Origin of the sequence: Serratia marcescens, from assembly GCF_029846115.1 — a bacterium.
Taxonomy (GTDB): Bacteria; Pseudomonadota; Gammaproteobacteria; order Enterobacterales; family Enterobacteriaceae; genus Serratia; species Serratia marcescens_L.
The window spans coordinates 388874-412480 of record NZ_JARVZZ010000001.1 but is presented as its reverse complement, the minus strand read 5'-3'; the positions used below and the strand labels follow the sequence as shown (position 1 = coordinate 412480).

The window sequence follows — 23607 nt, the reverse complement described above, 5'->3', positions numbered from 1 at the left end:
ATTACACCTTTTCCAAACTTTCCTTTTCCCATCGGTTAGCCAGAGAGAGTAACGGCGTCACCCCGGCTTCTCTAATCCTCGCGATGAGATTTTTCCGCTGATCGAAGATAACCGGATGCGGGCTGATGCCTTGAATAATCGCGGCGACAGTCGCCGAGACTGGCGTGCTATGCGCCAGCGTTGGAATTGCCAGAACGTTCATGCAGTATTCGAACATGGAATCGACGGAGTTCAATTTACCCAACATCAAGAACGTCATTTCATCTCCGACGAGAATAGCGCCAAGGCTGTCGAATATCATTTTGACTTGCGCCACGGGCTTCTCTTTCAGATGGAAACTGAGCAGCGCGCGGAACTGGTCGCGATTCAGACGGCCCTGTTTCATCTCGTCATTCAGCATGGCGAGTGCCTGGCGTACATAATTTTCCTCTTCGTTGAACAGATCTGCCGAAGCGCAGCGGAAATGCTGTTTGAGGAAATACCAGTGAAAGACATATTTGCCGTCGAATTCAAGGCGAACAACGTTGGTGAAGTCTTCCAGATCGTGCCGTTCCGGGTGGAATTCGCTGAGATCGCAACGAATATCGATTCCGGAAGAGGAGGCGATTCGGCGGCAAATGGTGGTGATATCAGCTTCGCCCAATAGCGCTTGCAGCATATGCTGCATGTTGTTACCGCCGGCGGCCAACTCGCAATAGGCGTCTTTGCCTGGCGTCAGGTATTTGATTCGGCTGTCGCGCGCATTGAGTGATGAGGCAATCTCAGCCCACTGGTTATGTACTTCCTGGCTTCTGATCGTTTCCAAACGAGGGTTTTTTTCATAGAACGCGATGACGCGCGGATCGACAGCCAGGCCACTGCGTTTGAGTATTCCGGCGTCAAGCTGCGCGCTTGCTTGGTTTTTCACCAGGACATTGATGAAGTTGCGCAGCGAACTCTCCCCGCAATCTGAGAACGAGACGTCAGAATCCGGCGCGGGGCGGCAGGTTTTGGTGATGCACAGCGGCGGAAAATAGCGGCCGTACACTTCGCGATCGTAATAGTCATGGCAGCGATCGGGGAAGTGCGTCTCGCCCGTCGCCGTTTCGCCGAACAGCTCCCCGCTCAGCTCCCGCAGTTGCTGCATGTAGGCGGTCAATTTGCCGAAGTTACCCTTGCATTTCAGCCACAGCGCCGCGTTGAGCAAATGAAACACCTCCCTGTCGTGCCCGGCGGTGCGGCTGGCCGCGATCAGTAAACGACATAAGTTGTGCAACTCGGCCAGCAAGCTGTCGCGATCTGCGCAGTGGATACCGACGTAATCCTGCACACGTCGCGGCAGATAGCGGTGATACTTGTTGAAAGGCAGATGCAATGCGATGAAGTCGGCGCTGAATCCCTCGGTTTGCAGCCGTTCGACGGTGCTTTCGGTAAAATGTTCCGCCAGCATGCTGGCGCGCAAGGTGGCTTCATCTTTTTGCTGGCGGGCATGTTCGACGGCGGCCAGCGCGTTTTGCCAGGCGGGGAACAGGCCGGCTTGCTGCACGGCTTCTTGCTGCGCCGCATTCACGCGTGCTTCCAGCTCGGCGATTTCGGCATTGAGCGCCAACAGTTGCGCCTCTTTATTCTCCGCAGCGCTTTTGCCCAGCGCTTTTTTACCGGTTTTTAGCGCGGCGATCGCGGCTCGACATTGTTGGATCGGCGCCTGCTGCGCTTTAACGGCGTTTTCCGCCTGTTGCAGGATCTGGTTCAGCGCTTTTTCCTGCGTTTTCAACTGAGCGCCTAAGGCGAGCGCTTCGCTCTCCGCGGCGGCGATCTGCGCTTTTGTGTCCTCGAATTGTTGCAGCACGCTGTCGCACAGCCGGCGTATTTGCACAGAAAGCCGATGTTGCTGCTCAATGGCATCGTGAAAGTCCGTTTCATCTCGTACATGCTGATATAACGAGGCGATATCATTGTCGGTGAAACGCCGGCTGCTCATGAAAGCCACCAGCCGTGCAAGGGTGGCGGGGGAAAACCAGGTGAACGGGTTCTTCACCTCTTTGCTTACGTCAAACTCGACCAGGTCAGTGCGGTAGAACAACGCGCGCGCCACCTGGCCGATCGGGTGATCGGCGCCAAGAAAACGGTAATACTTTTCCGCGAGTTCGTTGTGGCACCAGATCACCCCGTACAGTGGCGAAAGAAAGCGATACTCAGGGCGTAACGGCATGTAGAGATCGCGGAAAATCTGTCTGGTTTGATCGGTCGTCATCAGCTAAAACCTTGGATGATGTTTTTTAACTTGAGCGCCGCCTGGTGGATTTGTTGTTGTTCATCCTGATTGGGCATCAGCGGCAGCGGCGTAAAGACGTCGTCGCGCAGAGCCAGCGGCCAGGACATGAACACGCCCAGTTCCGGCAGCCAGACCGAACCACAGCAGGGGGTTTCGTCCCGTTGGATGATGCGCTCAAGCAAGATAAGAATGGAGGCGGCCGGGCCATATTTAGGAGGGCGCCGCATTTTGTGAAATATGTCCAACCCTTGATTGCGGGTATCGGTGACGATTTGCGCCAGCGCCTGTGCCGAAAGTACCTGGTTCAGCGGCCCCTCGTCGGTTGTTACCTGGCTGAGCAAGGGCACCAATCCGGCGCCGTGCTCGCCGCAGACCGTCAGGCTACGCGCGTCGATGCGCTGCATGTCGATCCCGGAAATGCGGCAGATGCTTTTCAGCAGCCTGGCGGTGTTGTGCGCGGCGCCGATACCTATCACCCGGCAGCGAGAGTCGAGCAGGATTTTATCGATGTAATAGCTGATGCTATCCACCGGATTGACCGCATTGATGATGTGACAACCGGGAGCAATGAAGGGTTTGGCTCGGCTAAAAATGGCCTCGCTGAGCCGTACGTGATCGTCCAGCAACGCCTGGCGGTCATGCATCGGAAAGGTTGAAGGCACGCCATAGCAACAGAGGATCACGTCAGCCCCGTCGATGTGGCGGTAGTCATCCGTCACAACAATCTTGGGTAAAGACGTTCGGTTATGGCGTGAGAAGAGCGCTTCCGCCAGCAGGCCATCAAGAATATCTTCGCAAACGGCTGAATACTTTTCGGTATTTCGGCAGATGATCACGACTTCATTGACGCTGCCACGTCGCTCGGTCGTACTTAACAGCGCGTTTAGCGTCTCTTGCCCAATGCCGCCGAATCCCAATAAAACAATTTTCATGACCGCTCCTGATGACCTGCCCGGCTTATGCTTCGATCAGTTCGGCCAGTCTTGCATACTGCTTCTCAACCATACTCCACCCTTTATCGAGTACGGCTTTGACACGCTGGAATTGTTCTTCGGTCATCCCCTTGAAGAACGCTTTATCCACTTCCTGATGATCGCCATCGAATTCGGAGTGATCCTCGAAATGGTTCTGTTTGCTCGGATCGAACACGTGTTTGATGTTGTTATAGAAAACGAAAGCCGAACCTTCGATGACAAAGTGCACCAGGATAGCCTGTTCCAGATTATCCAGCGTGATCATCTGGTGGTTGAACCAGATGCACAGTGCTTCAAAGATCGCGTCTTCGCGAACTTGGAGGTTGTCGCGGCTGTTGCGCAGCACCTCGTCATGGCCGAATTCTTCTTTCAGATGCTCACTGAAGAAACGTGAGAAGCGAACGTCTTCACACAGTGCGCTACGCAGCAGCACCATTTTTTGGAACTGATCGGACAGGATCTGCAGGTAGTCCAGGAACAAGGATTTTTTCGCCTCGGAGAAGGTTTTATCCTTGGCGAATGCGGTAAAGATCTTGTTGTCCTGGTAGCGCTCGATGTAGCGGGCGTTATGCGCTTTAAGCTGATGGTAGTAAGCGTAGGGATCTTGATCGAAAGTCACCAGTGGCTTGCTTGGATCTTCATAGAGCCCGCGCTCCTCAAACTGGATTGACAGCCCCCAGTAGCCGTTGTCGCCCGCGCCGATGAAGCCGTGATCCGCGCCTGGCGGAATGCAGATAACATCGCCTGGAACGGCCCGGCGGTCAACGCCGTCTCCCAGCAGGATCGCTTCCCCTTCACAAATGATATACAGCGAAGATATTGGATGAACATGCACATCCAGCTTTTCGTTTTTCGCCAGACGCACCCAGCTTACTGCCAGGCGTGCCTGTTCGGGAATAAAGCGGTTCATTTCCTCATTGGCGCGGAAATTCTTCACTTCGCCCAAAAGCTTCTCAATCCCGTTTTCCTTAATGCTTTTTATGGTTTCCATGTCAGCACGGTGGTACTGGGAAAACACGGGCTTACGGTCGTATTCAGTTACATGGCTCATTAAGACATTACTCATCTAAGTCAATAAAAAGGATAAATAAAAAGAGAAAAAGAGCGCGCTGCATTCGATCGACGGCGACAATAGCACGGGCTATCACCGAGCGGATGTGATCGGGGTCAAGCTTTGTAATTAATACGTTAATTTTGTTAAAGCTTATGGCGTGTGAAAATGCGAGGGATTGGGTTTTTTCCTTGATAATATTTATTTTTAAGCTACGGGTTCATTATTTTTTGTTTAAAAACAGTTTGTTATGTTTTGTGTGGTGAGGCGAGTGGGGGGCTCGATAAATGTGAAGATAAAGTTATCTGTGAAGGTTTGATTCTATTTTGCGCGGTTGAACGAAAAAATCAGGCGGGCGCGAGCAAAGAAAAAGGCCGGTGATTAACCGGCCTTTCGTCAGACGATGCTGCGTACCTGCTTAGGTTTCCTGCAGACCCAGCTTCTTCTCCAGATAGTGAATGTTGGTGCCACCGTGCTGGAAGTTTTCGTCGTTCATGATTTTCTGCTGCAGCTCAACGTTGGTTTTGATGCCGTCGATGATCAGTTCAGCCAGGGCGTTTTTCATGCGGGCAATCGCCACGTCACGGTTTTCGCCGAAGGTGATCAGTTTGCCGATCATGGAGTCATAGTACGGCGGTACGGTGTAACCGGCGTAGATATGAGATTCCCAACGCACGCCGAAACCGCCTGGCGCGTGGAAGCGGGTGATCTTGCCCGGGCTCGGCAGGAAGGTGTTCGGATCTTCGGCGTTGATACGGCATTCTACCGCGTGGCCGTGGATCTTCACTTCTTCCTGTTTGATCGACAGCGGCTGACCGGCAGCGATGCGCAGCTGCTCTTTGATCAGATCCACGCCGGTGATCATTTCGGTAACCGGGTGCTCTACCTGAATACGGGTGTTCATTTCGATGAAATAGAACTCGCCGTTTTCATACAGGAACTCGAAGGTGCCCGCACCGCGGTAGCCGATTTCCACGCAGGCTTTCGAGCAGCGCTCGCCGATGTAACGGCGCATTTCGCTGGTGATGCCTGGTGCCGGCGCTTCTTCTACCACTTTCTGGTGGCGGCGCTGCATGGAGCAGTCGCGTTCGGCCAGATAGATGGCGTTGCCCTGGCCGTCGGCCAATACCTGAATCTCGATGTGGCGCGGATTCTCCAGGTATTTTTCCATGTACACCATGTCGTTGTTGAAAGCCGCTTTGGCTTCCGCTTTCGTCATGTTGATGGACTGCTCAAGGTCTTTGTCGCTGCGCACGACGCGCATGCCGCGACCGCCGCCGCCGCCGGACGCCTTGATGATCACCGGGTAACCGATGCGCTTGGCGAAGGCACGGTTTTTATCCATGTCGTCGGTCAGCGGGCCGTCAGAGCCAGGTACGCAAGGCACGCCGGCTTTCTTCATGGCGTTGATCGCGGAAACCTTGTCGCCCATCAGGCGGATGGTTTCGGCTTTCGGGCCGATGAAGATGAAGCCGGAGCGTTCAACCTGCTCGGCGAAGTCGGCGTTCTCGGACAGGAAGCCGTAGCCCGGGTGGATCGCTACGGCGCCGGTGATTTCCGCCGCCGAGATGATGGCCGGGATGTTCAGATAGCTTTTTACCGATGGCGCAGGACCGATGCAGACGGTCTCGTCGGCCAGCAGCACGTGTTTCAGATCGCGGTCGGCCGCGGAGTGAACCGCAACGGTCTTGATGCCCAGTTCTTTACAGGCACGCAGGATGCGAAGCGCGATCTCGCCGCGGTTGGCGATAACAATTTTATCAAGCATGGGGGCGCCTCGTTATTCGATGACGACCAGCGGCTCGTCATATTCGACCGGCTGGCCGTTTTCCACCAGGATAGCTTTCACGACGCCGGACTTGTCGGCTTCGATCTGGTTCATCATTTTCATGGCTTCAACGATGCACAGGGTATCGCCGGCGTTCACTTTCTGGCCCACTTCCACGAAGGCTTTCGCGTCCGGGCTTGGGGTGCGGTAGAAGGTGCCTACCATTGGAGAACGAACGACATGGCCACTCATGGCCGCCGGTGCCGCAGGGGTTTCTGCCGCAGGTGCGGTGGCAACGGCGGCAGCCAGGGCCGGCTGCTGCTGCGCCGGCATCGCGTAGGCCTGCTGCATGACGGGGTAAGCCTGCGCCGGTGCGGCACGGCTGATGCGAACCGATTCTTCGCCTTCAGAGATTTCCAGTTCAGAAATGCCTGATTCTTCAACCAGTTCGATCAGTTTCTTGATTTTACGAATATCCATGAGTGTGATTCCGTACTCTTTTTGTGGAGCAATTAGTGGGTTTTCGACAGACGGTTAACCGCTGCCTGTAAAGCGAAAGCGTAGCCATCCGCGCCGAGGCCGCAAATCACGCCTACCGCTACGTCCGAGAGATAAGAGTGATGGCGGAAAGGTTCGCGGGCGTGCACGTTGGACAGGTGGATCTCGATGAACGGGATCTGCACCGCCAGCAACGCATCGCGCAGCGCCACGCTGGTATGCGTGAACGCCGCCGGGTTTATCAGAATGAAATCGGTGTTGCCGCGCGCCTGATGAATGCGATCGATCAGCTGATGCTCGGCGTTGGATTGCAGATGGCTCAGGGTAATATCCAATGCGGATGCCTGGTTTTCCAATCCGTTAACAATCTCTGTCAGCGTCGTGCTGCCGTACTTCTCCGGCTCACGCGTCCCCAGCAGATTGAGATTGGGGCCGTTCAGAAGCAAAATGTGAAACTTATCCGCCATTGTGCTGGTATCTCCGGCAATAAAACCATCATCGTAGAAAATAACCCGATGTTATCGATTTGTCACCTGTTAAGGGGCAAATTCACCCTGAGAACAGAAACAAGGTCGGGCATTATAACGATATCGTAGCAATTCGCAGCTAAATACTGGTCTTATCAGCGAAGATATTCAACCCCAAATCGACGAACTTGGGGATCCGTGACAGAAATATGAGCGCTGGAACACAGAAAAAGTTCCGGCCGGCGGCGTGTGTTTTTCCGCGACAATAACACGCGCCGCCGCGCGATTCAGCGCCACCAGGCGCGGAATTTCTTGTAGCGCAGGCCCAACAGCGCCACCGCCAGCAGCGCGTAAATGAACGGCTGGGGGGAAAACGTTTTGACCGACCACAGGTAGTGGATGGGGGCGAGGATCGCCGCCAGATAGACGAAGTTGTGCAATGTTTGCCATTTGGCGCCCAGTTTGCGCATCGCCCACAGCGTCGAGGTGGCCGCCAACGCCAGCAGGATCAGCCAGGTGAGGATGCCGAGCGTCAGATAAGGGCGGTTCACCAGCTCGCTGCCCAGCAGGCCGAGATTGCTCAGCCCCAGCTCCAGCGTGGAGTAGCTTATCAGGTGCAGCGTGCCCCAGGCAAAGCACCACAGCCCCACCAGACGGCGGCAGCGGATCAGCAGCGGCTGGCGGGCGTAGCGCGCCAGCGGGGCGATAGCCAGCGTGGCCAGCAGCAGTTTCAGCGTCATTCTGCCGGTAAAATGCTGAATGTCCTTGGACGGATCGGCGCTGAACCAGCCTTGATCCACCGCCAGCACCAGCCAGAGAAAGGGCAGAAACGCCGCCAGATGCAGGGCGGCTTTCAGCCATTTGATATGAACAGGCGTCAGGCGCACTTAGAAATTCTCCCGCAGATCCATGCCGTGATACAGCGAAGCCACCTGATCGGCATAGCCATTGAACAGCAGCGTCGGTTGGCGTTTGACGTCGAGAATGCCGCCGGAGCCGATGAAGCGCTCGGTGGCCTGCGACCAGCGCGGATGATCGACGTGCGGGTTCACGTTGGCGTAAAAACCGTACTCGTTCGGCGCGGATTGGTTCCAGGTGGTCGGCGGCTGATCGCGCACCAAACGGATATGCACGATCGATTTGATGCCTTTGAAGCCGTATTTCCACGGCGTGATCAGCCGCAGCGGCGCGCCGTTTTGCGGCGGCAGGGTTTTGCCGTACACGCCGACGGTCAGCAGTGCCAGCGGATGCATCGCCTCGTCCAGCCGCAGCCCTTCGACGTAGGGATATTTCAGGCCGCCGCCGATAAAGCGATCTTTCTGGCCGGGCATCTGCTCCGGATCGTACAGCGTCTGGAAGGCCACGTAGCGCGCGTTGCTGTTCGGTTCGGCCAGCTTGATAAGCTTGCCCAGTTCGAAACCGATCCACGGCACCACCATCGACCAGGCTTCGACGCAGCGCATGCGGTAAATGCGCTGTTCCAGCGGGAAACGCTTCATCAGATCGTCGATATCCAGCGTTATCGGCTTTGCCACTTCGCCGTCGATGCGCACTTTCCAGCCTTCGGTTTTCAGCCCGCCGGCGTTGGCGGCCGGATCGGCTTTGTCGAGGCCGAATTCATAGAAGTTGTTGTAGCCGGTGACCTTGTCTTCCGGCGTCATCGCCAGCTGCGCCTGCCAGGCGGCCGGTTTGCTGAATGCCAGCGCTTTGCCCGGCGGCGCCTTGGGGCGATCGTTGCCTTTGAACCACGACAGCAGGTCCGCCCGCGCACTGGTAGGCAGCGCCAGCGTAGCGGCGGTGATGCCGAGCGCCTGCAGCACTTTGCGCCGCTGGTGAAACACGCTCTCCGGCGTGACGTCGGCTTCGGTCAATTTCGGGTGTTTGTTCATGCTTATGCTCTCCGCGACTGATTCCCGCCGCCTGCGAGCGGCTAACGGGTCTCCATGAAATAAGCATGGCGCTAAAGCCGGCCGGAAGCGAGGGGACGCGGGAAAATATGAAATTTCGCAGAAGCGAGCGATCCCCCCGTCGCCGGGGGGAAAGATCAGCGGATTTTCACCAGGGTGCGGCCGGTGATTTGGTTGTTCAGCAGCGCGGCGGCGGTGGCCGGCGCTTGCTCGAGGGCGATTTCGTGCGTGGCCTGCTGATAGAAGCTGTCCGGCAGAATGCCGGCCAGCCGTTCCCAGGCGGTTTGGCGGCGGTGCAGCGGCGTATGCACCGAGTCCACGCCCTGCAGGCGCACGTTGCGCAGAATGAACGGCATCACGGTGGTCGGCAGCTGATAACCGCCCGCCAGGCCGCAGGCGGCGACGGTGCCGTTATAGTTCATCTGCGCCAGCACCCGCGCCAGCAGCTTGTCGCCGACGGTGTCCACCGCGCCGGCCCACAGCTGCTTCTCCAGCGGGCGCGGCGTGTCGATATAGCCATCGCGCGACATCACCTCTTTGGCGCCGAGCGCTTTCAGGTACTCGGTATTGCTGTCGCGGCCGCTGATGGCGGTCACCCGGTAACCCAGCGCCGTCAGCAGGGCGATGGCGGTGCTGCCCACGCCGCCGCTGGCGCCGGTCACCAGAATATCGCCGTCGTCCGGATGCACGCCGCCTTCCTCCAGCGCCATCACGCACAACATGGCGGTAAAGCCGGCGGTGCCGATGATCATTGCCTTGCGCTCATCCAGGCCGTTCGGCAGCGGCACCAGCCATTCGCCGGAGACGCGCGCCTGCTCGGCCAGGCCGCCCCAGTGGTGTTCGCCCACGCCCCAGCCGGTGAGCACCACGCTTTGCCCCTCTTTGAAGCGATCGTCGCGGCTGTGGCGCACGGTGCCGGCGAAGTCGATGCCCGGCACCATCGGGAAGTTGCGCACGATCTTGCCTTTGCCGGTGATCGCCAGCGCATCTTTATAGTTCAGGCTCGACCAGTTGATGTCGACGGTAACATCGCCTTCCGGCAAGCTATCGCTGCCGATATCTTTGATATGAGCCAGAGTTTGGTCGTCTTGTTGTTCCAATAACAGTGCACGCATGTCACTCTTCCTCTCGTTTACACTTTTCTATCAATGGCTGAATCACATTTATTTGACTATATGCATAATAAGCGGCCCAAGTCCTGATAAAGGACAAAAACGGCGCTTGCAGGTTTAATTCCTCGGCAAGGCTTGTTAGGGTTGGACGGCCCCTTTTAGCTAAAGGGTGAACACTCACTTAACCATAGCGGACAAGGCACAGGGATGCGATTTACCACCAAACTCTCTGCATTGATCACTCTGTTGGTCGCGCTGGCGATGTTTTTGATGCTGATGGGATGCTCATACAGCTTCTTTTACGTTACCCAGGATCGCCAGGAGCGCCGCTTGGATTCGCTGGTCACCACTCTCGATCAAGCCATGCTGAGCGAGCCGCCGCAGGAACAGGAGAAATGGTTGCCGATCGTCATGCGCACGCTCGGCATCGTGTCGATCCGCATAGAGGCCGGTACCAGCCAACTGCTCGACTATAAATTACCGACGGTCAAAAAAGAGCACTGGGATGCGCTGAACGGCTATCGTCAGGTCTCGCGTCCCCTGTTGCAGCATCCGGGCAGCACGCTGCACATTACCTATCGCGATCCCTTCGCCAGCGACGTGCGCACGTTGCAATCCACCGCCGCCGTCACGCTGTCGATCGTCGTGATGGTGGTGGTTTTGCTGTTCAGCCTGCGCTGGCTGCGTGAGCAGGCCGACGGTGAAGATCGCCTGGAACGCCGCGCGCGGCGCATTCTGAACGGCGAGCGTGAAAACGTCATGCAGGGCGACGTGCGTGAGTGGCCGGCCAACGTCAGCGGCGCGCTCGACCGCCTGCTGGCCGATCTGGCGGAAGCGCGGGAAGAGCGCAGCCGGGTCGATACGCTGATCCGCGCCTTCGCCGCGCAGGACGCCAAAACCGGGCTGAATAACCGCCTGTTCTTCGATAACCAATTGACCACTCAGCTGGAAGACGAAGGCTCGCACGGCATCGTGATGATGGTGCGGCTGCCCGATTTCGAGACCCTGCGCGAGACGCACGGCAGCGTGGCGGTGCAGGAGCTGATGTATTCGCTGGTCAACCTGCTGTCTACCTTCGTGATGCGCTACCCGTCGGCGCTGCTGGCGCGCTATTTCCACAGCGATTTTACCGTGTTGTTGCCGCATCGAACCCTGAAGGAGGCCGATGGCATCGCGTCACAGCTGGTCAATGCCATCGATGCCTTGCCTTCCACGGCGCTGATCGATCGCGAGGCCTTCCTGCACATCGGCATCGTGGCGTACCGCAGCGGTCAAACTACCGAGCAGGTGATCGATTATGCGGAGCAGGCGACGCGCCACGCTACGCTGCAGGGCGAAAACGGTTGGTATGTGTACGACAGCCAGGTGCCGGAAAAGGGGCGCGGCAGCGTCAAATGGCGCACGCTGCTGGAACAGGTGCTGGCGCGCGGCGGCCCGCGGCTGTATCAGAAACCGGCGGTGACCGTGGGAGGCGAGGTACATCATCGCGAGATCATGAGTCGGATCTATGATGGCACCCAGGAATTGCTGCCGGCGGAATATATGCCGCTGGTGCAGCAGCTCGGCTTGGCGGAGAGTTACGATCGCCAACAGGTGAGCCGCGTCATCCCCTTGCTGGCGCAGTGGCCCGAAGAAACGCTGGCGTTCCCGCTGTGCGTGGACTCGATTTTGCAGCGCTCTTTCCAGCGCTGGCTGCGCGATACGCTGTTGCAGTGCGAAAAAAGTCAGCGTAGGCGAATTCTGATTGAACTTGCAGAGGCAGATGTGTGTCAACATATCGACCGTTTGCGTCCGGTGCTGAGGTTGCTGTCAGGGCTGGGCTGCCGCCTCGCGGTGTCCAAAGCGGGTTTAACCGTGGTCAGTACGTCCTATATCAAGTCGCTGCAGGTGGAGATCGTCAAGCTCCACCCGGGGCTGGTGCGGAGTATCGATAAGCGGGACGAAAATCAGCTGTTCGTGCAGAGCCTGACCGGCGCCTGCGCGGGCACGCGCGCGCAGGTGTTCGCCGCCGGCGTACGCACGCGCAACGAGTGGCAGACGCTGAAAGATCGTGGGATCCACGGCGGGCAGGGCGACTTTTTCGCGCCGCCGGAACCGATCGACGCGGGGCGTAAAAAATATTCACGTCGTTATCGCGTTTAAGCTGATTGCCGGACAAAAATTGACGTAGAATGAGCGCCGGATCCATCTGGGCTATGTCACCCGTCATTTTGGAGTTTTCTCCAATCTGCCTGCGACAACGACGCCTATTTGAGATAGGCTCTTGTCAGCTTTTATCTGGTTGACGTTGGTAGGTGCTTACCATCGGCGGCAATCAGGGAATATGTTAGATTTTATGAGCTGTGTTACGCCGTTTCGTGCGTTGACAGGGTGGTAAACTGAGCCTTTGTTCAGGGAATTCAGGCCTCATCCAATTTCCGTGCATTCGAGCAGAAACAATACAGACTATTTTTCACCGAAGTAGAACGTTTTTGCGCCTTGTCGCTGCTTCGTGTGGTTGGTAAAGTAGGCGGATTTTATTTTCCGCCCCCAGCTTGCAGGATTATCCTTTCGTTATGTTTAAGAAATTTCGTGGCATGTTTTCCAACGACTTGTCCATCGACTTGGGTACCGCCAATACCCTGATTTATGTTAAAGGGCAAGGCATCGTACTGAATGAACCTTCGGTGGTTGCCATTCGTCAGGATCGTGCCGGCTCCCCAAAGAGCGTTGCGGCCGTCGGTCATGACGCCAAACAGATGCTGGGCCGCACCCCCGGCAACATCGCGGCTATTCGCCCGATGAAAGACGGCGTGATCGCCGACTTCTTCGTGACCGAAAAAATGCTGCAGCACTTTATCAAACAGGTTCACAGCAACAGTTTCATGCGCCCAAGCCCGCGCGTGCTGGTCTGTGTGCCGGTCGGCGCGACCCAGGTTGAACGCCGCGCTATCCGTGAGTCCGCCCAAGGGGCCGGCGCGCGTGAAGTGTTCCTGATTGAAGAGCCGATGGCGGCGGCGATCGGCGCAGGTCTGCCGGTCTCCGAAGCGACCGGTTCCATGGTGGTGGATATCGGTGGCGGTACCACTGAAGTGGCGGTGATCTCGCTGAACGGCGTGGTGTACTCCTCTTCCGTGCGCATCGGCGGCGATCGCTTCGATGAAGCCATCATCAATTACGTGCGCCGCAACTACGGCTCGCTGATCGGCGAAGCCACCGCCGAGCGCATCAAGCACGAAATCGGTTCTGCCTATCCGGGCGACGAAGTGCGCGAAATTGAAGTCCGCGGCCGTAACCTGGCCGAAGGCGTACCGCGCGGCTTTACCCTGAACTCCAATGAAATCCTCGAAGCCCTGCAAGAGCCACTGACCGGCATCGTCAGCGCGGTGATGGTTGCGCTGGAGCAGTGCCCGCCAGAATTGGCCTCCGACATTTCCGAACGCGGCATGGTATTGACCGGCGGCGGCGCGCTGCTGCGCAACCTCGATCGCCTGCTGATGGAAGAAACCGGCATTCCGGTCGTGGTGGCGGAAGACCCGCTGACCTGCGTGGCGCGCGGCGGCGGCAAGGCGTTGGAAATGATCGACATGCACGGCGGCGATTTGTTCAGCGAAGAATAGTCAGCCCCTGGAAGGAGGAATCGTATCGGATGAATGCGCACAGCGAGAATCGGGTACGGTTCCTCTTTCTGTTGTCGAGGAACTCGCATAATTTATGAAGCCGATTTTTAGCAGGGGGCCTTCCCTGCAACTGCGACTTTTTTTGGCGGTGATTGCGGCCATTGGCCTGATCGTTGCCGACAGCCGGCTCGGCACGTTCGTGAAGATACGCAACTACATGGACACCGCAGTCAGCCCTTTCTATTTTCTGGCCAACGGGCCGCGTAAAGTTTTGGACAGCGTGTCAGAAACGCTGGCCACCCGCCAACAGCTGGAGCTGGAAAACCGCGCTCTGCGGCAGGAACTGCTGCTGAAAAACAGCGATATTCTTCTTCTTGGCCAATTCAAGCAGGAAAACGCCCGCTTGCGCGAGCTGCTGGGTTCTCCGCTGCGCCAGGACGAACACAAGATGGTCACCCAGGTGATCTCCACCGGTTCCGATCCTTACAGCGATCAGGTGGTGATCGACAAAGGGTCGGACAACGGCGTCTATGAAGGCCAGCCGGTGATCAGCGACAAGGGTGTGGTCGGTCAGGTGGTGGCGGTGGCGAAAGTCACCAGCCGCGTGCTGCTGATCTGCGACGCCTCGCATGCGCTGCCGATCCAAGTGCTGCGCAACGATATTCGGGTGATCGCCGCGGGCAGCGGCTGCGCCGACGATCTGCAACTGGAGCATCTGCCGAACAACACCGACATCCGCGTTGGCGACGTGCTGGTCACCTCCGGCCTTGGCGGCCGCTTCCCGGAAGGGTATCCAGTGGCGGTGGTCTCCTCGGTCAAGGTCGACAACCAGCGCGCTTACACCGTGATTCAGGCGCGGCCGACCGCCGGTCTGCAGCGCTTGCGCTACCTGTTGCTGCTGTGGGGCGCCGATCGCAACGGCGACATGCCGCTGCCGCCGGACGAAGTGCACCGCGTGGCCAATGAACGCCTGATGCAGATGATGCCGCAGGTGCTGCCGCCTGCCGGCTCCGTCGGGCCGCAACTGCCGGCTCCGGCCACCGGCGTGGCGCCGCAAACCGTCGCTCCAGCGTCTGCTCAGCCCCAGGTTAAGCCTGCCGCGGCGGGAGTGGTGCAATGAACAGCTATCGCAGCCACGGGCGTTGGATAATCTGGCTGTCGTTCCTGGTGGCGTTGGTGCTGCAAATCATGCCGTGGCCGGAGCAGATCTACATGTTCCGGCCTTCCTGGCTGGTGCTAATCCTGATCTACTGGGTGATGGCCTTGCCGCATCGGGTCAACGTCGGTACCGGCTTCGTGCTGGGGCTGATCATGGATCTGATCCTCGGCTCCACGCTGGGCGTGCGCGCGCTGGCGCTGGGCATCATCGCTTATCTGGTGGCGTTCAAATTCCAACTGTTCCGCAATATGGCGCTGTGGCAACAGGCGCTGATCGTCGTGCTGCTGTCGCTGTCGATGGACGTGGTGGTGTTCTGGGCTGAGTTTTTAGTGATCAACGTCTCTTTCCGCCCAGAGGTGTTCTGGAGTAGTGTGGTAAACGGCATTTTGTGGCCGTGGTTATTCCTGTTGATGCGTAAAATCCGCCGTCAGTTCGCCGTACAGTAAGGATATATCAATGACTTCGCTTTATCTGGCCTCCGGCTCCCCACGTCGACGTGAACTGCTGACCCTGCTGGGCGTGTCGTTCGACATTCTGCTGACGCATACCGAAGAGCAGCGCCGGGAAGGCGAAGCCGCGGAAGCCTATGTGCGCCGCCTGGCTCAGGACAAAGCCAAAGCGGGCGTAGCGCTGGCGCAGGAGGATCGGCCGGTGCTGGGCGCCGACACCATCGTGGTGCTCAACGGCCGGGTGCTGGAGAAGCCGCGCGACGAAGCCCATGCGGCCGAAATGCTGGCGGCCCTGTCCGGCAAGCAGCATCAGGTGATGACGGCGGTGGCGATCGCCGATCGCCACGACGTGCGTTGCCAACTGGTGGTGACCGACGTGACGTTCCGCAGCCTGTCACAACAGGATATCCGCGACTATATTGCTACGGGCGAACCGATGGATAAGGCGGGCGCCTATGGAATTCAAGGAAAGGGTGGTTGTTTCGTCAGAACGATAACCGGGAGTTATCACGCGGTGGTCGGTCTGCCGCTGGTCGAAACACATGAGCTGCTCAGTAATTTTGTCGCATTACGTGATGTAAGAACCGGTTGATGGGCGCTGCCATTATCGACCGGCTCTGAGGAGAAGGCATGACAGCTGAGCTACTGGTTAATATCACACCGTCTGAAACGCGGGTCGCCTATATCGATGGCGGCATTCTGCAAGAGATCCATATCGAACGCGAATCCAAACGCGGCATCGTCGGCAATATCTATAAAGGACGCGTCAGCCGCGTTCTGCCGGGCATGCAGGCGGCGTTCGTCGACATCGGCCTGGACAAGGCCGCCTTCCTGCACGCCTCCGACATCATGCCGCATACCGAATGCGTCGCCGGCGACGAGCGGAAAAACTTCCACGTGCGCGACATCGCCGAGCTGGTGCGACAGGGGCAAGATCTGATGGTGCAGGTGGTGAAAGATCCGCTTGGCACCAAGGGCGCGCGCCTGACCACCGACATCACGCTGCCTTCGCGCTATCTGGTCTTCATGCCGGGCGCGGCGCACGTCGGCGTTTCGCAGCGCATTGAAAGCGAAGCCGAGCGCGAGCGCCTGAAATCCATCGTTGCGCCGCACTGCGACGAGCTGGGCGGCTTTATCATCCGCACCGCGGCGGAAGGTATCGGCGAGGAAGAGCTGGCGCAGGACGCCGCGTTCCTCAAACGCCTGTGGACGAAGGTGATGGAGCGCAAGAAGCGCAACCAGACCAAATACAAGCTGTACGGCGAGCTGGCGCTGGCGCAGCGCATCTTGCGTGATTTCGCCGGTGCGGCGCTGGATCGCATCCGCGTCGATTCGCGACTGACCCACGATCTGCTGGTGGAGTTTACCGGCGAGTACATCCCGGACATTACCAACAAGCTCGAGCTCTATACCGGTAGCCAGCCGATTTTCGATCTGTATGATGTGGAAAACGAGATCCAGCGCGCGCTGGAACGCAAGGTGGAGCTGAAGTCCGGCGGCTATCTGATCATCGATCAAACCGAGGCGATGACCACGGTCGACATCAACACCGGCGCCTTCGTCGGCCACCGCAACCTCGACGAAACCATCTTCAATACCAACATCGAGGCGACGCAGGCCATCGCGCGCCAGCTGCGGCTGCGCAACCTGGGCGGCATCATCATCATCGACTTTATCGATATGAACAACGAAGAGCATCGCCGCCGGGTGCTGCACTCGCTGGAGCAGGCGTTGAGTAAAGATCGGGTAAAAACCACGATCAACGGCTTCTCTCAGCTAGGCTTAGTTGAAATGACGCGTAAACGAACGCGTGAAAGCATTGAACATGTGCTCTGCCACGATTGTCCTACTTGCAATGGGCGCGGCACCGTGAAAACGGTGGAAACCGTGTGCTACGAGATCTTGCGCGAGATTGTGCGCGTGCACCATGCTTACGATTCCGATCGCTTCCTGGTGTACGCTTCGGCGGCGGTCGGCGAAGCGCTGAAGAGCGAAGAGTCGCATGCGCTGGCCGAAGTGGAGATCTTCGTCGGCAAACAGGTGAAGGTGCAGATCGAACCGTTGTACAGCCAGGAGCAGTTCGACGTCGTCATGATGTAGCCCGCCCGACATCGGTAAGGGCCCGGCACGCCGGGCCCGTCAGTGCATAGATATTCCCGTTGCCAGGCAGCGGAGCAAGGAGAACTGCGTGAGGCGACTGCCTGGGATTCTGTTAGCAACAGGCGCCACCCTAATTGTGATTGTGGCGCTGCTGATCAGCGGGCTGCGCCTGATGCTGCCGAAGCTGAACGACTACCGTCCCCAACTGCTGGCGCAGGTGGAGAAGCTGTCCGGCGTGCCCGTGCGAATGGACTTCGTGCAGGGCAGTTGGGAAACGTTTGGCCCACAGCTTGAAATGCGCAACCTGAGCGCCACGCTGCCCAAAAGCGATGTGCATATCGAACGCGTGACGCTGGCGCTGGACGTGTGGCAATCGCTGCTGCACTGGCGCTGGCAGTTCCGCGATCTGACCTTCTATCAATTCCGCCTCGATCTGAACGCCACGCTGGGCGGAGACCGGCAGGGCGACGGCCTTGAGCCGGGTAAAATCAGCGATCTGATGCTGCGCCAGCTCGACCACTTCGATTTACGCGACAGTCGTATCTCGTTCCTGACGCCCGCCGGCGCGCGCGCCGAATTCGACATTCCTCAGCTGACCTGGCTCAACGGCCGCGATCGCCACCGCGCCGAGGGGCAGATCAGCCTGTCGACGCTGAACGGCCAACACGGCGTGGTGCAGCTGCGCATGGACCTGCGCGATAATCAGGGCCTGCTGGACACCGGCACGGTCTACCTGCAGGCCGATAACATCGACATGAAGCCCTGGTTTACCCGCTGGCTGCGCGCCAACACCGGGCTGGAAAGCGCCGACTTCAGCCTGGCGGCCTGGCTGCAGGTGCAAAACGGCGAGATTGCCGGCGGCCATGCGTTGCTCAAGCAGGGGGCGGCCAACTGGGATACTGGCACCGCGCAGCACCGGCTGGACGTGGACAATCTGGCGCTGTCGCTACGCCGCCAGGGCACCGGTTGGCAGCTCGATGTGCCGCAGCTGCGGTTGAGCACTGACGGTCAGGCCTGGCCGCAGGGCGCGCTTTCCGCGCTGTGGTTGCCGGAAAACACCAAATTCATGGGGCCGGCGCAGAATGAAGAGCTGCGGGTGCGCGCGACCCACCTTCAGCTGGAGCGTCTGTCGGCGCTGCTGCCGACCTTCTCGTTCCTCAGCCCGGACGTGCTCGATCGCTGGAACGATCTGCAGCCGCAGGGGACGATGGAAGCCTTGGCGCTGGACATTCCGCTGAAGCAGCCGGAAAAGAGCCGTTTTCAGGCGCTGTGGCGTGATGTCAGCTGGCAGCATTGGGAACTGCTGCCCGGCGTCAACCACTTCTCCGGCGCGTTGAGCGGCGGGGTGGAGAACGGCCGCCTGACGCTGGGGCTGGCAGGCAGCACCTTGCCTTACGGCGATATGTTCCGTGCGCCGCTTGAAGTCAGCAGCGCGCGCGGCGCACTGACCTGGCGTTACAACGATCAAGGCTGGGAGTTGGCGAGCCAGGGGCTGGACGTCAAGGCGAAGTCGCTGTGGGTCAATGGCGATTTCCGCTATCAGCAGCCGGCCAAGGGCGATCCGTGGCTGAACATCCTGGCGGGCATCCGCCTGTATGACGGCGCCGACGCCTGGCGCTATTTCCCGGAACCGCTGATGGGCAAGCATCTGGTGGACTACCTGAGCGGCGCCATTCAGGGCGGCCAGGTGGATAACGCCACGCTGATTTATTCCGGCGATCCGCAGCACTTCCCGTACCGTAAAAACGAAGGGCAGTTCGAAGTCTTCGTACCGCTGCGTCATGCCACCTTCCAGTTCCAACCGGGCTGGCCGGCGCTGACCGATTTGGCGATCGATCTCGATTTCGCCAACGAAGGATTGTGGATGCATGCGCCGCAAACCCGGTTGGGCAAGGTGGCGGGCAAAAATATCAGCGCGGTGATACCGGATTACCTGAAAGAGCGGCTGCTGATCGACGCCGAAGTCGCGGGTGCGGGCAGCGACGTGCATGACTACTTCATGCAGACGCCGCTGCACGATTCGCTCGGGGCGGCGCTGGATCAGCTGCAGATTGGCGGTGATGTCAGTGGGCGCTTACATCTCGATATCCCGCTGGACGGCGAGCAGGTCAGAGCCACCGGCGAAGTGGCGCTGAACAACAACTCGTTGCTGATCAAGCCGCTGGACAGCGAACTGCAAAAGCTCAGCGGCAAGTTCCGCTTCGACAACGGCAACCTGCAGAGCGACCCGCTGTCGGCCACCTGGTTCGGGCAGCCGGTGGCGGTCAACTTCACCACCCAGGAAGGCGAGCGTGACTACAAGGTCAACGTCGGCCTGAAGGGCGACTGGCAGCCGGGCAAGTTCCCCGGCCTGCCGAAAGAGGCCGCCGATGCGCTCAGCGGCAGTGCGCCCTGGCAGAGCCAGGTGGCCATCACGCTGCCGCATCAGGGCTCGGCCAGCTACGATATCGGCCTTGACGCAGACTTGAAAAAAGTGAGCAGTCACTTACCTTCGCCGCTGGATAAGGCGCCGGGTGAAGCGTTGCCGGTGAACGTCAAGGTCAAAGGCGGTCTTAACGGCTTCATGTTGGCCGGCAGTGCGGGCAAGCAGAACCGCTTCAACAGCGAATGGAACTTCGACAAAAAACAGGTGAATCTGGCGCGCGCCGCCTGGCAAACCAACGGTGGCGGCACGCCGCCGCTGCCGGCCGGCAAGTCGATGACGCTGAACCTGCCGGCGCTGGACGGCGAGCAATGGCTGGCGCTGTTGGCGCCGGCGCTGAAACAGGGCGGCGGCAGCGGTCAGGTGGGCGGTTTCAGCTTCCCCACCACCGTGGCGCTGACCACGCCGCAGCTGCTGTTGGGCGGCCAGGCCTGGCATAAGCTGACGCTGTCGGCCGAAAAACAGCTGGGTGCCACCGTGGTGAGCGCCAAGAGCGATGAAGTGGACGGCAGCCTGCGGGTGGCCGATCGCGGGCCGTGGCGCGCCGATATCAACTACCTGTATTACAACCCGCAGTTCGCCGAGACGAAAAACGCGGCGGGCACGCCGACGCCGCCGGCGGAGAAAGTTTCCTTCCGCGACTGGCCTTCGCTGATGCTGCGCTGCAAGTCGTGCTGGGTGCTGGGGCAGAACCTCGGCAGGGTCGAGGCGGATTTGAGCAATCGGGGGGACACCCTGACGCTGGATCACGGCTTGATCGACACCGGCAAAGGGCGCATGAGCGCCACCGGCCTGTGGAAGCAGAACGCGCAGGAAGAACGCAGCTCGTTGAAAGGCAAGCTGCTCGGCGGCAAGATCGATGAAACCGCCGCCTTCTTCGGCATCACTATCCCGCTGAAAGGTGCGCCTTACGACGTGGACTTCGATCTGTATTGGCACGGCGCGCCGTGGCAGCCGCAGGTCAATACGCTGAGCGGCGCGCTGCAGGTCAAGATGGGCAAGGGCGAGATCGACAGCATGGGCGGCGGCCGTGCCGGTCAGCTGCTGCGGCTGGTCAGCTTCGACGCCCTGCTGCGCAAGCTGCAGTTCGATTTCAGCGATACCTTCGGCAAAGGTTTCTACTTTGATTCCATCCGCAGCACCGCCTGGCTGAAAGATGGCATAATGCATACTGATAATCTATTGATCGATGGCCTGGCGGCGGATATCGCCATGAGTGGCCAGATCGATCTGGCGCGCCGCCGCATCGATATGGAGGCGGTGGTGGCGCCGGCGATTTCGGCGACCGTCGGCGTGGCCACGGCGTTTGTCGTCAACCCGATCGTCGGCGCGGCGGTATTTGCCGCCTCGCAGGTGCTGGGGCCGCTGTGGAGCAAGATTTCGCTGATTCGTTACCATATCAGCGGCGATCTCGATCAGCCGAAGATCAATGAGGTACTTCGTAAGGCAAAGGAGGATAAGGCGTCATGAGGAATGCTAACGTTGCGTTGTTGCAGTTGTGCAGTGGCGATCAGGTGCGCGATAACCTGGCCCAGATTGAACAGCAGATCAAGCAGCTCAATGCCGGGGTAAAACTGGTCATGACGCCGGAGAACGCGCTGCTGTTCGCCAACTCTGCGGCCTACCGCCAGCAGGCGGAAAAACAGGGCGATGGCCCGCTGCAGAACGCGGTGCGCGAGCTGGCGCGCCGCTATGGCGTGTGGTTGCTGGTGGGCTCGATGCCCTTGATCAGCCGCGAAAATCCGGAGCTTATCACCACCAGCAGCCTGTTGTTCGACGAGCAGGGCGAGATCCGCGCCCGCTACGACAAGCTGCACATGTTCGATGTGGACATCAACGATGCGCACGGCCATTACCGCGAGTCGGATACCTACCAGCACGGGCAGCACCTGACGGTGGTGGATACGCCGGTCGGGCGTTTGGGCATGACCATATGCTACGATCTGCGCTTCCCCGCGCTATTCCAGGCGCTGCGGGCGCAGGGCGCCGAACTGATTTCGGTGCCGGCGGCCTTTACCCGGGTCACCGGTGAGGCACATTGGGAAATCCTGCTGCGCGCCCGGGCGATCGAAAACCAGTGCATGATCCTGGCGCCGGCGCAGGTGGGGCGCCACGGGCCGACCCGCCGCACCTGGGGCCACTCGCTGGCTGTCGACGGCTGGGGCAAGGTGTTGGCCGAGAACGCGGACGCTGTGGCGGCACTGAAGGTGCGCGTGGACACCGCAAGCCTGCAGCCCTTGCGGCAACAGATGCCGGTATTGCAGCACAACCGATTCCAGACGTCGCTGACGGCGCCGTCTGACAAGCTATCCTCCAATCAAGAGTGAAACCATTATGAGTCTGACGTTTGTCAGTGAGCAGTTACTCGCTACCAACAAGCTGAGTCATCAAGACCTGTACCAGGTACTGGGTCAACTGGCAGAACGCCGTATCGACTATGCCGATCTCTATTTCCAGTCCAGCTATCACGAAGCCTGGGTGATCGAGGACGGCATCATCAAGGATGGCTCTTACAATATCGACCAGGGCGTCGGCGTGCGCGCCGTTAGCGGCGAGAAGACCGGCTTCGCCTATGCCGATCAGATCACCCTGAATGCGCTGCAGCAGAGCGCCCAGGCGGCGCGCAGCATCGTGCGTGAGCAGGGCGACGGGCGGGCGCACACCCTGGGCGAGATCGGTTACCGGGCGCTGTATCCGCTGCTTGATCCGCTGCAAAGCCTGCCGCGCGAAGAGAAAATCGCCCTGCTGCACCGCGTCGACAAGGTGGCGCGCGCCGCCGATGCGCGAGTGCAGGAAGTGAACGCCAGCATCACCGGCGTTTACGAGCAGGTGTTAGTCGCCGCCACCGACGGTACGCTGGCGGCGGACGTTCGCCCGCTGGTGCGCCTTTCCGTCAGCGTGCTGGTGGAGCAGGACGGCAAGCGTGAGCGCGGCTCCAGCGGCGGCGGCGGCCGTTTCGGTTACGACTATTTCCTGGAAAGCGTCGACGGCGACGTGCGTGCCGATGTCTATGCCCAGGAAGCGGTGCGCATGGCGCTGGTCAATCTCGGTGCGGTAGCGGCGCCGGCCGGCAATATGCCGGTGGTGCTGGGTGCCGGCTGGCCGGGCGTACTGCTGCACGAGGCGGTGGGCCATGGCCTGGAAGGCGACTTCAACCGGCGCGGCACCTCGGTGTTCAGCGGCCATATGGGCGAGCTGGTGGCTTCCGAGCTGTGCACCGTGGTGGATGATGGCACCCTGCAAGGGCGCCGCGGCTCGCTGGCGATCGACGACGAAGGCGTGCCGGGCCAGTACAACGTGCTGATCGAAAACGGCGTGCTGAAAGGCTACATGCAGGACAAGCTCAACGCGCGGCTGATGGGCGTCGCGCCGACCGGCAACGGCCGCCGCGAGTCCTATGCACATCTGCCGATGCCGCGCATGACCAACACCTACATGCTGGCGGGCCAATCGACGCCGGAAGAGATCATCGCCAGCGTTGAGTACGGCCTATACGCGCCGAACTTTGGCGGCGGCCAGGTGGACATCACTTCCGGCAAGTTCGTGTTCTCCACCACCGAAGCCTACCTGATCGAGAAGGGCCGCATCACCAAACCGGTGAAAGGGGCGACGCTGATCGGCTCCGGCATCGAGGCGATGCAGCAGATCTCGATGGTCGGCAACGATCTGGCGCTTGATAAAGGCGTGGGCGTGTGTGGCAAGGAAGGCCAGAGCGTGCCGGTGGGCGTTGGCCAGCCGACGCTGAAACTGGATACGCTGACCGTCGGCGGCACGGCGTAATCTTTCCTCAAGGGGCCATGCACCGGCCCCTTGTTCATTCCCCATTTTGAGTTTTTTCTCGCCCGCG

Annotated in this window: 18 protein-coding genes; 9 read left to right on the top strand and 9 right to left on the bottom strand. The window is 59.4% G+C overall.

Going from position 1 to position 23607, the window contains the following annotated elements; genetic code table 11:
* Nucleotide 1 precedes the first annotated feature (1 nt).
* The 9 genes from QDT79_RS01945 to acuI all read right to left on the bottom strand — a co-directional run bounded on the left by QDT79_RS01945 (nucleotide 2) and on the right by acuI (nucleotide 10034).
* Nucleotides 2-2233, bottom strand: coding sequence for a coiled-coil domain-containing protein (locus tag QDT79_RS01945; protein WP_308316152.1), 2232 nt, complete (start codon nucleotides 2231-2233; stop codon nucleotides 2-4).
* Nucleotides 2233-3186, bottom strand: coding sequence for a lactate/malate family dehydrogenase (locus QDT79_RS01940; RefSeq protein ID WP_197816928.1), 954 nt, complete (start codon nucleotides 3184-3186; stop codon nucleotides 2233-2235). Before QDT79_RS01940 ends, QDT79_RS01945 begins: the two co-directional genes overlap by 1 nt.
* 25 nt (nucleotides 3187-3211) lie before the next feature.
* Nucleotides 3212-4279: a cupin domain-containing protein gene (locus tag QDT79_RS01935; protein ID WP_028127541.1), complete on the bottom strand. Its 1068-nt coding sequence runs from the start codon at nucleotides 4277-4279 to the stop codon at nucleotides 3212-3214.
* Nucleotides 4280-4697: 418 nt separating this feature from the next.
* A complete protein-coding gene (gene accC, locus QDT79_RS01930; RefSeq protein ID WP_004936886.1) occupies nucleotides 4698-6047 on the bottom strand; it encodes an acetyl-CoA carboxylase biotin carboxylase subunit in 1350 nt (449 codons plus the stop codon).
* Nucleotides 6048-6059: 12 nt separating this feature from the next.
* Nucleotides 6060-6527, bottom strand: coding sequence for an acetyl-CoA carboxylase biotin carboxyl carrier protein (accB, locus tag QDT79_RS01925; protein ID WP_038879746.1), 468 nt, complete (start codon nucleotides 6525-6527; stop codon nucleotides 6060-6062).
* Between the two features lie 32 nt (nucleotides 6528-6559).
* On the bottom strand, nucleotides 6560-7012 hold the full coding sequence (gene aroQ, locus QDT79_RS01920) for a type II 3-dehydroquinate dehydratase (protein WP_004936891.1): 453 nt from the start codon (nucleotides 7010-7012) through the stop codon (nucleotides 6560-6562).
* A gap of 287 nt (nucleotides 7013-7299) precedes the next feature.
* On the bottom strand, nucleotides 7300-7899 hold the full coding sequence (gene msrQ, locus QDT79_RS01915; RefSeq protein WP_016930241.1) for a protein-methionine-sulfoxide reductase heme-binding subunit MsrQ: 600 nt from the start codon (nucleotides 7897-7899) through the stop codon (nucleotides 7300-7302).
* Entirely contained in the window at nucleotides 7900-8901 is a 1002-nt protein-coding gene (gene msrP, locus QDT79_RS01910; protein WP_063988555.1) for a protein-methionine-sulfoxide reductase catalytic subunit MsrP, read from the bottom strand.
* Between the two features lie 155 nt (nucleotides 8902-9056).
* Nucleotides 9057-10034, bottom strand: coding sequence for an acrylyl-CoA reductase (NADPH) (acuI, locus tag QDT79_RS01905; RefSeq protein ID WP_197816930.1), 978 nt, complete (start codon nucleotides 10032-10034; stop codon nucleotides 9057-9059).
* Nucleotides 10035-10238: 204 nt separating this feature from the next.
* Here acuI and csrD point away from each other — a divergent pair, with 204 nt between their 5' ends.
* The 9 genes from csrD to tldD all read left to right on the top strand — a co-directional run bounded on the left by csrD (nucleotide 10239) and on the right by tldD (nucleotide 23540).
* A complete protein-coding gene (gene csrD / locus QDT79_RS01900) occupies nucleotides 10239-12173 on the top strand; it encodes an RNase E specificity factor CsrD (protein WP_063988557.1) in 1935 nt (644 codons plus the stop codon).
* A 413-nt stretch (nucleotides 12174-12586) separates the two neighbouring features.
* Nucleotides 12587-13630, top strand: a complete 1044-nt coding sequence (gene mreB, locus QDT79_RS01895; protein WP_003855260.1) for a rod shape-determining protein MreB — start codon at nucleotides 12587-12589, stop codon at nucleotides 13628-13630.
* A gap of 94 nt (nucleotides 13631-13724) precedes the next feature.
* Nucleotides 13725-14750 (top strand): rod shape-determining protein MreC, encoded by a 1026-nt coding sequence (gene mreC, locus QDT79_RS01890; protein ID WP_130017709.1) that lies wholly within the window; start codon nucleotides 13725-13727, stop codon nucleotides 14748-14750.
* Nucleotides 14747-15235 carry a rod shape-determining protein MreD gene (mreD, locus tag QDT79_RS01885; RefSeq protein WP_004936918.1) on the top strand — a complete coding sequence of 163 codons (489 nt, stop codon included), beginning with the start codon at nucleotides 14747-14749 and terminating at the stop codon, nucleotides 15233-15235. Before mreC ends, mreD begins: the two co-directional genes overlap by 4 nt.
* Before the next feature lie 10 nt (nucleotides 15236-15245).
* Nucleotides 15246-15830 (top strand): Maf family protein, encoded by a 585-nt coding sequence (locus tag QDT79_RS01880; protein WP_048321988.1) that lies wholly within the window; start codon nucleotides 15246-15248, stop codon nucleotides 15828-15830.
* A gap of 38 nt (nucleotides 15831-15868) precedes the next feature.
* Nucleotides 15869-17338, top strand: a complete 1470-nt coding sequence (gene rng, locus QDT79_RS01875; protein WP_063988560.1) for a ribonuclease G — start codon at nucleotides 15869-15871, stop codon at nucleotides 17336-17338.
* An 88-nt stretch (nucleotides 17339-17426) separates the two neighbouring features.
* Nucleotides 17427-21230 (top strand): AsmA2 domain-containing protein YhdP, encoded by a 3804-nt coding sequence (yhdP, locus tag QDT79_RS01870; protein ID WP_197816931.1) that lies wholly within the window; start codon nucleotides 17427-17429, stop codon nucleotides 21228-21230.
* Nucleotides 21227-22087, top strand: a complete 861-nt coding sequence (gene nit1, locus QDT79_RS01865) for a deaminated glutathione amidase (protein ID WP_047729770.1) — start codon at nucleotides 21227-21229, stop codon at nucleotides 22085-22087. Before yhdP ends, nit1 begins: the two co-directional genes overlap by 4 nt.
* A 7-nt stretch (nucleotides 22088-22094) precedes the next feature.
* Nucleotides 22095-23540: a metalloprotease TldD gene (gene tldD / locus QDT79_RS01860; RefSeq protein WP_130017711.1), complete on the top strand. Its 1446-nt coding sequence runs from the start codon at nucleotides 22095-22097 to the stop codon at nucleotides 23538-23540.
* Nucleotides 23541-23607: the final 67 nt, after the last annotated feature.

Coding starts and splice junctions, on each gene's coding strand:
- mreD (WP_004936918.1), top strand. CDS start 14,747: ATGAACAGCTATCGCAGCCACGGGCGTTGGATAATCTGGCTGTCGTTC.
- nit1 (WP_047729770.1), top strand. CDS start 21,227: ATGAGGAATGCTAACGTTGCGTTGTTGCAGTTGTGCAGTGGCGATCAG.
- msrP (WP_063988555.1), bottom strand. CDS start 8,901: ATGAACAAACACCCGAAATTGACCGAAGCCGACGTCACGCCGGAGAGC.
- mreB (WP_003855260.1), top strand. CDS start 12,587: ATGTTTAAGAAATTTCGTGGCATGTTTTCCAACGACTTGTCCATCGAC.
- aroQ (WP_004936891.1), bottom strand. CDS start 7,012: ATGGCGGATAAGTTTCACATTTTGCTTCTGAACGGCCCCAATCTCAAT.
- accC (WP_004936886.1), bottom strand. CDS start 6,047: ATGCTTGATAAAATTGTTATCGCCAACCGCGGCGAGATCGCGCTTCGC.
- rng (WP_063988560.1), top strand. CDS start 15,869: ATGACAGCTGAGCTACTGGTTAATATCACACCGTCTGAAACGCGGGTC.
- QDT79_RS01945 (WP_308316152.1), bottom strand. CDS start 2,233: ATGACGACCGATCAAACCAGACAGATTTTCCGCGATCTCTACATGCCG.
- tldD (WP_130017711.1), top strand. CDS start 22,095: ATGAGTCTGACGTTTGTCAGTGAGCAGTTACTCGCTACCAACAAGCTG.
- mreC (WP_130017709.1), top strand. CDS start 13,725: ATGAAGCCGATTTTTAGCAGGGGGCCTTCCCTGCAACTGCGACTTTTT.
- QDT79_RS01880 (WP_048321988.1), top strand. CDS start 15,246: ATGACTTCGCTTTATCTGGCCTCCGGCTCCCCACGTCGACGTGAACTG.
- csrD (WP_063988557.1), top strand. CDS start 10,239: ATGCGATTTACCACCAAACTCTCTGCATTGATCACTCTGTTGGTCGCG.
- QDT79_RS01935 (WP_028127541.1), bottom strand. CDS start 4,279: ATGAGCCATGTAACTGAATACGACCGTAAGCCCGTGTTTTCCCAGTAC.
- acuI (WP_197816930.1), bottom strand. CDS start 10,034: ATGCGTGCACTGTTATTGGAACAACAAGACGACCAAACTCTGGCTCAT.
- QDT79_RS01940 (WP_197816928.1), bottom strand. CDS start 3,186: ATGAAAATTGTTTTATTGGGATTCGGCGGCATTGGGCAAGAGACGCTA.
- accB (WP_038879746.1), bottom strand. CDS start 6,527: ATGGATATTCGTAAAATCAAGAAACTGATCGAACTGGTTGAAGAATCA.